Consider the following 8,870-nt stretch of genomic DNA (forward strand, 5'->3'; position numbering starts at 1 on the left):
GGCTGGCGAGGCCGATCTGAATGCCCTCGCCAATTGCCTCGACGACCCCGATCCTCCAGTGCGCGACGATTTCGCCTAGGCGGGGTTCGCCGCCTGCATCTCGGCAATGAGTCCGTTGTCGATCTCTTTGGCCCTCTTGTAGGCCGCGCGCTCGCGCAGCGGTGCGACATAGGCCTCGAAAGCGGGACGCGCAGGGATGGTGCCGAACTCCATACCCCAGTCGATCTGGCTCCCGACATAGACGTCGGCGGCGGTGAAGCGCTCGCCGGCGACATAGGTCTTGCCCGCAACAGCACGCTCGAGTGCGCCGAGCGCGAGCTCGAGGGTCCCGAATCCCGCCGAACGTTGCTGGTCGGCGTCGGGCTCGATCCCGAAAAATTTGGCGGTGATCGCCTGCTCGACGGGGCCGGCGGTGAAGAAGAGCCATCGATAATAATCGGCCCGATCGGGGAGCGCGGGCGCAAGCCCGGCGGCAGGAAAGGCATCGGCCAGATAGGCGCAGATTGCAGCGCATTCGGTCACCACCTTGCCAGCATGGACGACCGCAGGCACTTTTCCCATCGGATTGATGGCCAGATAATCGTCCGCTTTCATCGTCGTGCCAAAATCAAGCAGGCGCGTTTCATAGGGGGCGCCCACTTCTTCGAGCATCCAGCGCACGATCTGCCCGCGCGACATGGGGTTGGTGTAGAATATGAGATTGTCGGCCATCCATCATCTCCCGTCGATTCGTCTGGAACATATCAGGAACATAGCCATCCTTCCAGCGGGCTTGTTTTGTCACGGCAGCGGGTTAAGGCAAAGGGATGAGCGACGAACGCATCTGGACCGCTGCCGTGCTGGTGATCGGCGACGAGATTCTCTCGGGCCGCACCCAGGACAAGAATGTCGCACAGATTGCGACCTGGCTCGACGTGCAGGGGATTCGCTTGCGCGAAGTGCGCATTGTTCCCGACGTCGAGGCCGAGATTGTCGACGCGTTGTCCGCGCTGCGCGCACGCTATGATTATGTTTTTACAACCGGCGGCATTGGCCCGACCCACGACGATATCACCGTCGATGCGGTGGCAAAGGCTTTGGGCGTGGAGGTGGTGATCCACCCGCAGGCACGCGCGATCCTCGAGCGCTATTATTCGGCGCGCGGGGGCGAGCTCACTGAAGCGCGGCTGCGCATGGCGCGTGTTCCCGCCGGCGCCGAGCTCATCCCGAACCGCATGTCGGGCGCGCCGGGCATCCGCATCGGCAATCTCTTCGTGATGGCGGGGGTCCCCCATATCACCGCAGGCATGCTCGACGCGCTCACCGGCGAGCTCGAGGGCGGCGCTCCGCTCGTCGCCCGCACGATCGGCGCCTGGGCGCCCGAAAGCGAAGTTGCCGACATTTTGCGTGCGGCCGAGATTGCCCATGCGGGCGTCGCGATCGGCAGCTATCCTTTCTTTCGCGAGGGGCGAACCGGCGCCAATTTCGTGATCCGATCGACCGATGCCGATGCCGTCGCAGCCTGCGTTGCGGCGGTGACCGCAGGTGTAGAGGCCGCCGGCTATACGGTGACCGACGGGGGTATCTGAGCCGGCATCTCTGCGTCCCCCGTCCGCGCGGCGCGCGGCATGCGGCGCAGCATCAGGGCCGCGAGCAGTCCGAAAAATGCCGCCACCAGGAAGGCCGCGCCGGGGAAATGGACGGGCGCGCTTCGTCCCGTGAACCATGCCATCGTTCCGGTGAGCAGGAGGGGCGCGACGAGTTGGCCAAAGCCCATGACCATCGCCGAAATCCCCTGGACCTCGCCTTGCGTGTCGGCCGATGCGCGGCGCGACATCATCGCCATCAGCGCCGGCTGCACCGGCGATTGCAGCGCGATCGGGACGAGCAGGAGGAAGGCGCCCCACGTCGTGCGGACGAAGGCGAAGCCGACAAAGATCGCGACCGCGACGAGCAGACCGAAGGTGGCTGCGTCGCGCTCGCCGAAGCGCGCGACCGCGGGGCCGACGACGAAGGTCTGGCCGATCGCGATCATCACCCCGACCGCGGCGAGGCTGGCGCCGATCATCCCCGGGGTCCAGCCGAGCTGCGCGATGCAGTAAAAACTCCATGTCATCGGATATACGAGGCTCGCAATCTGCCAAAGCAGTAGGACCAGCGCGGCGCCCTCCATGCCGGGGAGCGCGCGCATCGCCCGCCAGGCGCCGAGCGGGTTGGCGCGCCGCCAGTCGAAGGCGCGGCGCCGCTCCGCCGGCAGCGTTTCGGGAAAGATGAAGAGGCCATAGAGCATGTTCGCCGCTGCAAGCACCGCTGCGGCCACGAACGGTGTGCGCGGCCCAATCTCCCCGAGGAAACCGCCGATGACCGGCCCCGCAACGAAGCCGATCCCGAAGGCCGCGCCCACGAAACCGAAGTTGCGCGCGCGTTCCTCCGGGCGCGTGACGTCGGCAATCGCGGCCTGCGCGGCCGCGTAGCTCCCCCCGAAGAAGCCCGACAAGGCGCGGGCGATGAACAGCCAGGGCAGGGTGTCGACGACAGTCAGCAGAATATAGTCCGCGGCGAGCCCGGCGAGCGCGAGCAGGAGCACGCGCCGCCGCCCGACGCGGTCCGACAGATTGCCAAGCAGCGGCGAGCCGAAAAAGGTCGCGACCGCCATGACGAGGCCGATCCACGCGCCGACCTCGATCGCGTCCGGCAGGTCGATGCGCCCGACCTCCATCACCAGCTGCGGCAGCACCGGCATGATAATGCCGAAACCCACCGCGTCCATGAAGATGGTGGCGACAATGAAGGGGATGGTGCGCGAGGCGGTCATGCTGAACCTTTGGAGTGGACGGCGCCGGGCGCGCGGGCGCCCCCATATCGTCTCAAAGCGCTTTGCGCATCCTTGCATTTGCGTGTAGCCCGCCATATTCGCTGCGGCGCGCCACCGAATGACCCTCCGTGCGTTATCTCTCGATGAAGTTCCAGATCTCCGTCCTCCTCGATTATCGTCTCCCCCAGCCCATCTATCTGATGCTTCAGGTCGAAGCCGCAGCGCTTCCGGGTGAGCAGCATGTCGCGCGCTCGCGGCTCGATGCGGGCACGCCTGAACATTTCGCCCGTATCGCTGCCCCCGACGGGATTGGCGAGCGGATCTGGGTTCGCTGCGGCGGGCGGCTGCAGGCGCGTTATTCGGCGATCGTCGAGGTCGAGCGCCGCGATCGGCCGCTCGAACCGCTCGCGCAGGTGCCGCTTCATCGCCTGCCTCCGGGCGTGGTCCAATATCTCAACGAATCGCGCTATTGCCCTTCGAACCAGCTCGTCCCCTTTGTAGAGGCCGAGTTCGGCCACATCGCGGGCGGCGCAAAGATCGCGGCGATGCGCGACTGGATCGCGCGGAGCTTCACTTATGCTGCGGGCACGAGCGACACTGGGACGACCGCGATCGACAGCTTCCTCGCGCGGCGCGGCGTGTGCCGGGATTATGCGCATGTCCTTGTCGCCCTTGCCCGTGCCGCCGATTTCCCCGCGCGCGTCGTCAGCGCCTATGCGCCCCTTGTCGAGCCGCAGGATTTCCATGCTGTCGCCGAGGTGTTTGTGGGCGGCGACTGGCATCTGATCGACCCGACCGGAATGGCATGCGCGAAAGACCTCATCAAGGTCGCGGCAGGCCGCGATGCCGCCGACATTTCCTTTCTCACCGCCTATGGCGAGGCGCAGCTCGTCGACCAGCGGGTGAGCGTGAAGCCCGCCTAACCACCGGGAGCGTCTGGAGCGAGGAACGGCCAGTCATGCCGCGCTTCCCCCGCGCAAAGTTCGGCGCCATCGCGCCCCTCTGCGCTCGGCTTTTGCCTCGCGGACGCGAGAGCAGGCGGACAAGAATTACGCGATCCCTTCTTTGGAGAAAGGCCTCGGAAAATCGATCGTGAACGCTGTGAACCCTTGTCGGTATTTTTAACAGAAAAGGTTTCATAAAATGCAACCATGGAGGCGCCGCCGATCCGTGTGAGCTGCAAGGGAAAATCTATCGCAGAGCCCAAGGGCGCAACATTAAAAATATGATATTTCAAATATATATGATCAGAAATCCTGTTCCGTGTGCGCGAGGAATTCATATATGTCGGGTGGATCGTCCCGCGCTGAGACATGCAATTTTTAGGCTTACTAAAGTAGCATATCACACTATCAAGGTTGCATGAAGGCGACTCGGGTCGCAACGAGCCTTCGTATCAGCGACCAAGCCCGCAGCGCGGGCCGAGTGGGAGACTATCATGACCAGGAAAATTGCATCGCTTGCCGCGGCAAGCGCGATTGTACTCGCGTCGATCGCGAGCACGGCGGCATGGGCGGTTCCGACCCAGGAGCCAATGCCGCAAGGGCCGGACGCGGGAACGCTGGCGGACATGCAGTCGCAATGCGACGCGATCGCCGCAAGCTATGATACGGCCAATGGCGATGTGTGGACGGGGGAAGTCGTGCTCGGCGGCGCGACGCTGGTGAGCGGTCCAACCGAAACCGGCCCGCGCACGATCGATGAAAGCTCGATCGAACTCATCGGTCCCTATGTCCCGGCAACGTCTGAGATTCGCGGCGATCCGTTCCGGATCGGCGGTAGCGTCAACCTGTTTGGCGACCAATGGTCGACGGCGGGCTACTGGCCCGATCACAGCTATAATTATACCGCCGATTTCGAATCGACCTTCCGCTATGACTTCAGCTGCAACATCAACTTCGAAAAATATTATCCGGCCGAGGTCATTCATCACCGCGCGGTTGGCGTCTACGTCTTCAACGATGACGGTACAGGCAATGATGAAGATGCCGTTCGCGCCAACTGCGAGCAATATACCGATAACGGGCAGCCGTGGTGGGGAGATCCTTATCGCCCCAGCCCGGAAAATCCCCGCTGCAAATTCGAAGGTACACCCGCTTACGATGAAATCATCGATGAGCATTTCGATCCGCCAGTCCTCTTTGCAACGGTTGCCGGCACGCCCATCGACCAGGTGCAGACCGACAATCTTCCGGGCTTCGAGGCGCATGGCGGCCGCATCGATGTGACGGGCGAATTCCATATCGGTCAGGTTGTCGTCTGCATTTCGCCGAGCAGCGGAAACAAGAAGGGCAACCCGGGCGAATGGCGCCAGCAGAACGACTACACCGGCGACAAGTGCACGACCGACTGGTTCAAGGTTGCCCCGTGGGGCGCCGGGACGGAGAGCAGCAACGGCACCTATATTTCGGTGCCGAACTACTCGCTGTAAGGCGAACCAAATGGTCTGAGGAACGCCTCGCCGGTTCAGGCCGGCGAGGCGTTTCGTCTTCGAGGGGGGAATGAATCGTGACATGCGCTTCGCGCCTTGGAGCGCGGACCTGGCTGGGTTGCGGCTGCTCGCTCGCTGTCCTGGCGTTCGCATCGCCCGCCATGGCCCAGGATGTTTCTGCCGTCGCCGCGCCGGAGGCGCCGGCTGATCAGCAGGACAGCGATGTCCCGCAGCCGGACCGCAATATCATTATCGTCAACGGCCGGCGCGTCGCCGTGACTGCGATCGAGGACGAGCCCGCTGAGCAAAGCTACGACAGCGATGCGATCGCATCCTATGCTGCAAGCACGCTCGGTGAAGTCGTGTCGCAGATACGCAGCGAGAATGGCGACACCGACCCGGTGCTCCTCGTCAACGGTCAGCCCCTTAGCGACCCCGACGACATTGCCGATATCCCCGTCGAAGCCGTTGCCCGGATCGAGACGCTGCCGCGCGGCTCCGCGCAGCGCGTGGGGGGCAATGCGGGGCAGCGTGCCTACAATATTGTCCTGCGCCCCTCGGTTCGCAGCCTTACCCTCACCGCAAGCCGCGAAACCGCGACCGAGGGCGGCTGGGGCAATTCGCGCGGCGAAGCGATCGTCACCTACATAAAGGGTCGTGATCGCATCAACCTCACGTTTCGCGGCGGCCAATCTGGAACGCTCTATGAAACCGAGCGCGACTTCATTCCGCGATCCGTTGCCATTCCCTATTCGCCGCTTGGCAATCTCCTTCCGGCCTTCGGAGCTGAAATCGATCCCGCGCTCACTGCGCTCGTCGGCGTTCCGGTGGGCAGCGTTGCCATGCCCGCGGGAATTGATAATCCCTCGCTCGCGGATCTTGCGCCCGGCGCCAATCGCCTCAATCCCGTCGGTGACGGGGCATATCGCAGCTTGCGGGGCTCCTACCGTCCCATCGAACTTTCGCTTTCGGGGAATAAGGAACTGGCCACCTGGCTTGCGCTCTCCTTCAACGGCAGGCTCGGCTGGAACGTCAACCGAAGCGCAAGCGGGCTTCCGACCGGACGCTTCGTCATCCCGGCGTTTCACCCGCTCACGCCGTTTGCCAGCGGAGCAAGCCTGCTCCTCAGCGATGCGGCGCGTCCCTTACGAAGCGAAAGCAGGTCGAACTTTCGCTCGCTGTCGGCAACGCTCAATGCCAACAAGGGGAGCTGGCGCGCGACGCTGTCGGGTCGGTGGGATGAACGGCATTCCGCCTATACTTCGCGCTTCAGCGGCCCGCTTACCGGCGGGGCCAATCTCGTGCCTGCCGATGTCAATCCGTTCGACGGCTCGCTCGCCTCGCTCATTCCGATCAGCGAGCGGCGAAGCAGCAGCCGCGGACGAAATGCTGCCTTGCTTATCGATGCCGAAGGGCCGGTGGCCGAGCTTTGGGCGGGCCCGCTTCGCTTTCGCGCCGCAACGGGTGCTCTTTGGACACGCTACCGCGCCGAGGACACGTCGGGGCCAAGGTCGCTCGATCGCCACGAATATAGCGGCCGGCTCGGCGTCACCATTCCCTTGACGAGCCGCGCTAAGCCCTTCCTCCCCGACCTTGGCGACAGCGAACTTGCTCTCGACATCGGACGAACCGACCTCGGCCGCTTCGGGTCGCTCAGGCGCCATTCTTTCGCATTCAGCTGGCAGCCCGCCGATTGGCTCCGCGTCGTCGCTCTCGATAGCCGCGAGGACCGGGCGATTGTGCCCGAACTTCTCTCGGCGCCGATGGTGATCACCCCCAATCTTCCCTATTTCGATCCGCTCACCGGAGATACGGTCGACGTCACCGCGATCTACGGTGGCGGCGGTGATCTGCGAAACGAGGAACAGCGAACCCGCAGCGTCGCGCTCACGCTCACGCCTTATCGCAAATATGGCCTCCAGCTCGACGCCGAGTACAGCCGCAACGATCTGCGCAACCAGATCGGCGCGCTCCCCCCGCCAAGCGCGGCTATTGTTGCAGCCTTTCCCGATCGCTTCCAGCGCGACGCAAATGGCACGCTTATTCTCGTCGACAATCGCTCGGTGAACTTTGCGCGGCAGCGCGGCGAGCAACTGCGCTTCGGGCTCAGGCTTGCCTTCCCCCTGTCGGGCGCCGTGCCCGGGGCAGGTGGAAGCACGGCGCCGCGATCGTCATCCGCGCCCCGGCCCTTGCCGCTGCGCCTCCAGGTCAATGTGTCGCACACCTGGCTCCTCAATAATCGCACCGTCATTCGCGAGGGATTGCCCGAGATCGACCTTCTGAACGGCGGCGTGGTGGGGCTATCGGGCGGTCAGCAGCGCCACTATACGACGGGTAGCATCGCTCTCACCCAGGGCGGGAGCGGGGTCCGGATCGAAGCGCAGCGCCGCGGTGCGAGCAATATCGTCATCGGGTCGTTCACCGATCCTGATCTCCTCGCATTCGGGGCGCTCACCACCATCGACCTGAAAGCGTTCGCCGACGTCGGCCGGGCCTTCCCCCGCAGCAAGGCGCTGAAGAATGTGCGCTTGACCGCCTCGTTCGACAATCTCCTGAACAATCGCCAGCGTGTGGCCAACCTCGCGGGCGAAACCCCGCAAGCCTACCAGCCAATTCGCCGCGACCCGATTGGCCGGACTTTCCTTGTCGAATTGCGCAAGGTGTTCTGATGTAACAATCCGGTGCGCGCCTGCTTGTCGCGACGGTATCGAAAAGCTGCTCAATCGTCGGCTCTTAATGGATGCAGGCGGCTCCAATTCCGTGAAAGGCGCGATTTTTGCTCGCCTACGGGCAGGGACATGCCAAGCCTATCGAATTAGCCGGCGATGGCTTTCGCAGAAATCGGGCGCCTCAGATCGATCATGCGCCCCAATATGGGTCGAATATGCTCAAGTCCGATTTTTTCGGAAATTTGCGAGCTAAACCTAGAGAAAGTCGGAAAATCGCCGCTCCCGGATAGCTTACCCATAAATTTCAGTTCAACGCCTGAAGGTAAATCCGTGGTCTGGGCTGGACACATGTGGATTTGGAGCGGGTGAAGGGAATCGAACCCTCGTCGTAAGCTTGGGAAGCTTCTGCTCTACCATTGAGCTACACCCGCATTTCAACGACTTGCCTGACTTTCAACGCCATTTCGACAATGGTTCTTGCAGGAGCCGGTCGAAGACATCACCTTTGCCGCCATCCGCATCCTCGGTCAATGGGATTGATGCCGACAAGGGTGCGGCCGATCAAATCTTCAGCCGGAATATTTCGCCTTGCGCTTCAAGGCGAAGCTCATGGATCATGTCGATCCGCTCTCCGTCCCAGTGATAAAGGAAATGTCGCCCCTGCACAGGCTTTGCAGTGACTTCGAGCCAGAAGACGGCAATGCACTCGCCGCCGGGGGCGAACGGCGGGATAAGCGATGCCGTCCTTGCCCTCTGCGACGGTGAATAATCGTCAGGCGCAAGCACCTCGGAAAAATCGTCGGATCGAATGTCGACGAGCTTGAAGTATACGGCGCGGACCAACTCGCGCATGTCCGATATCCAGCTTTGGAACTGTTGCGCCTAGAGTCGATTTCGGTTTGATTGAATCGACAGGGGATTCCCTAGGGGGTCGATTTCTGATTCAACCTGCTGGCTGAGCAGGAGGTCGGCATGG

Annotated in this window: 7 protein-coding genes and 1 tRNA gene; 4 read left to right on the forward strand and 4 right to left on the reverse strand. The window is 63.1% G+C overall.

The annotated features are described in order from the left end of the window. Positions 1–75 precede the first annotated feature (75 nt). Entirely contained in the window at positions 76–711 is a 636-nt protein-coding gene (locus tag B5X69_RS16835; protein ID WP_079639754.1) for a glutathione S-transferase family protein, read from the reverse strand. Positions 712–806: 95 nt separating this feature from the next. Between B5X69_RS16835 and B5X69_RS16840 the strand changes: the two genes are divergently transcribed. Next, positions 807–1,568 (forward strand): competence/damage-inducible protein A, encoded by a 762-nt coding sequence (locus B5X69_RS16840; RefSeq protein ID WP_079639755.1) that lies wholly within the window; start codon positions 807–809, stop codon positions 1,566–1,568. Here the strand turns inward: B5X69_RS16840 and B5X69_RS16845 are convergent. After that, positions 1,541–2,794, reverse strand: a complete 1,254-nt coding sequence (locus B5X69_RS16845) for an MFS transporter (RefSeq protein WP_079639767.1) — start codon at positions 2,792–2,794, stop codon at positions 1,541–1,543. The two genes, B5X69_RS16840 and B5X69_RS16845, sit on opposite strands and share 28 nt — an antisense overlap. Positions 2,795–2,922: 128 nt before the next feature. On the opposite strand from B5X69_RS16845, the gene B5X69_RS16850 reads away from it, so the two are divergent. The 3 genes from B5X69_RS16850 to B5X69_RS16860 all read left to right on the forward strand — a co-directional run bounded on the left by B5X69_RS16850 (position 2,923) and on the right by B5X69_RS16860 (position 7,894). Then, on the forward strand, positions 2,923–3,717 hold the full coding sequence (locus B5X69_RS16850) for a transglutaminase-like domain-containing protein (protein WP_342745806.1): 795 nt from the start codon (positions 2,923–2,925) through the stop codon (positions 3,715–3,717). Between the two features lie 515 nt (positions 3,718–4,232). Then, positions 4,233–5,225: a hypothetical protein gene (locus B5X69_RS16855; protein WP_079639756.1), complete on the forward strand. Its 993-nt coding sequence runs from the start codon at positions 4,233–4,235 to the stop codon at positions 5,223–5,225. A 77-nt stretch (positions 5,226–5,302) separates the two neighbouring features. After that, positions 5,303–7,894 carry a TonB-dependent receptor gene (locus B5X69_RS16860; RefSeq protein ID WP_139375841.1) on the forward strand — a complete coding sequence of 864 codons (2,592 nt, stop codon included), beginning with the start codon at positions 5,303–5,305 and terminating at the stop codon, positions 7,892–7,894. Positions 7,895–8,251: 357 nt separating this feature from the next. Here B5X69_RS16860 and B5X69_RS16865 read toward each other — a convergent pair. Together B5X69_RS16865 and B5X69_RS16870 are read right to left on the reverse strand one after the other, a co-directional pair. After that, positions 8,252–8,325 (reverse strand) — tRNA-Gly (locus tag B5X69_RS16865). Between the two features lie 130 nt (positions 8,326–8,455). Next, positions 8,456–8,746: a hypothetical protein gene (locus B5X69_RS16870; protein WP_079639758.1), complete on the reverse strand. Its 291-nt coding sequence runs from the start codon at positions 8,744–8,746 to the stop codon at positions 8,456–8,458. Positions 8,747–8,870 lie beyond the last annotated feature (124 nt).

Source organism: Sphingopyxis flava (assembly GCF_900168005.1).
In the GTDB taxonomy this organism is placed as follows: domain Bacteria; phylum Pseudomonadota; class Alphaproteobacteria; order Sphingomonadales; family Sphingomonadaceae; genus Sphingopyxis; species Sphingopyxis flava.

Excerpts from the sequence above, each read along its gene's own strand:
- B5X69_RS16835 (WP_079639754.1), bottom strand. The coding sequence starts at position 711 with ATGGCCGACAATCTCATATTCTACACCAACCCCATGTCGCGCGGGCAG.
- B5X69_RS16840 (WP_079639755.1), top strand. The coding sequence starts at position 807 with ATGAGCGACGAACGCATCTGGACCGCTGCCGTGCTGGTGATCGGCGAC.
- B5X69_RS16845 (WP_079639767.1), bottom strand. The coding sequence starts at position 2,794 with ATGACCGCCTCGCGCACCATCCCCTTCATTGTCGCCACCATCTTCATG.
- B5X69_RS16855 (WP_079639756.1), top strand. The coding sequence starts at position 4,233 with ATGACCAGGAAAATTGCATCGCTTGCCGCGGCAAGCGCGATTGTACTC.
- B5X69_RS16870 (WP_079639758.1), bottom strand. The coding sequence starts at position 8,746 with ATGCGCGAGTTGGTCCGCGCCGTATACTTCAAGCTCGTCGACATTCGA.